Source organism: Streptomyces sp. NPDC027962 (assembly GCF_055566095.1).
The window spans coordinates 1-1404 of the sequence record NZ_JBVHTA010000114.1; the positions used below are offsets into that span (position 1 = coordinate 1).

Annotated in this window: 2 protein-coding genes; both read right to left on the reverse strand. The window is 57.8% G+C overall.

Annotated features, from left to right (window positions below; all coding sequences use genetic code 11):
- Positions 1–14: 14 nt before the first annotated feature.
- On the reverse strand, positions 15–764 hold the full coding sequence (locus ACZ4SA_RS36910; RefSeq protein ID WP_468283244.1) for a hypothetical protein: 750 nt from the start codon (positions 762–764) through the stop codon (positions 15–17).
- 108 nt (positions 765–872) lie between these two features.
- The gene (locus ACZ4SA_RS36915; protein ID WP_468283246.1) at positions 873–1130 is read right to left on the reverse strand and encodes a hypothetical protein; all 258 of its coding nucleotides are present in this window, start codon (positions 1128–1130) and stop codon (positions 873–875) included.
- Positions 1131–1404: the final 274 nt, after the last annotated feature.

Here is a 1404-nt window from a genome sequence, read left to right on the forward strand (position 1 = left end):
GATCTGACGCCCTCTTACAGCCCCCCATAAAGCACTTGGCGGACGCCTTGATCCGCGGCCTGCATTGTTCGCAAGCCGACCGAAGTCGGAAAATCGTTCATCTCCATGAAACGGCGCACTGAGGAGACTAGGGCGGGTGACCGAACAACAGCTGTCGCGGAGGTCCACGGTGTGTTGAGATGCGTGTTCCGAACCGCAACCTTAAAGTAATACAACGCATTTGGGATGAGGGGCTGATCGGTCGTGAAGGTTCCATGGTAGATTGCGCCGTATGCGCGGGGCCTAATGCTGTGGCGAAACGCATCGGGCTGAGATTCAGGACCCCAGACGATATTGCCATCGTTGTAGTTGTTCGATCGCCAGGAAAGAGTGATGCTTGCCGCGCTGTGGAGGGTCCGTGGCTGCACTTTGACCACCTCTACCACAGGCGTCGCGACGGAGGCGCCGGATGTACCTTGAGTGGGACCGCTACCCACGGAGATTGGGGGGAATGTCCTCTGCAGCTCCTCGGATTGGCTGCCGCTCCACCAGAACGACACACTGACCATGACCGTGGTTGTTCCGAGCGCCTCAATCGCTGTCTTGGGCACCTCTACCGATGTCTCATCTCCGTCCAATTCAGAGAAGAACACACCGTTCAGGTCGATACGCACCTTCTCTGGCGGATCCGAGGCTGGGGAGAGGCCGTCGACTGCCCACTCTACGGCGAGACCACCGTCTTCGGTCGTCGTGATTGACTTCAGTTCCGGCGCGTGACGTGTCACGGCAATCTCCTGACGGCTATTGCAGCATGGCGAACCGGATTCGACGCCCCGGCCAGCCCATTGGTCACTTCTGCTCTGGAGGCGACATCCTGATGGGTGGGTAGAATGTTACTCCGTGCCCCCAACCTGGTCGCCCAGCTCTATCTTCTGCCATTCGGCAGTTGGGCTCTGACCCACGGCGAAGGCCATCCTCTGGCCGGTGCAAAGCCAGAGCGTACAGGAATCCAACACGCGCATACCCCCATCGCGACCACCCTTATGCAGGACGAGAATTATGTCTCCGACCGTAGCGTTCTTGGGAAGTTTCGGCGTTCCGCCGCGCTGCACTCGGTGGTTGAGGTTGATTATCGCGTTCACTATGCTCACGCCGCCAGGATAGTCTCCATTGAAGTTAACCGTGAGACCATCTGTCGAGTCGTGAACAAGTGCTCGACGATGTCCACCTTGAGCTGACCTTCGTGATGGCGCGTCGAGCATGAGGTCAGACGTTTGGGACTTGAGTACGGAGCCTTCAATGAGTACCCACTCGTTTAGCTCTTCGTCGAACTTAATATCTCCAAGCATAACTGCCTCCCAGAGTCTCAGTCGACGACTACAACGGTACCTGCGCATTCAGCACTGTGCCAACTGCTCCGCGCAT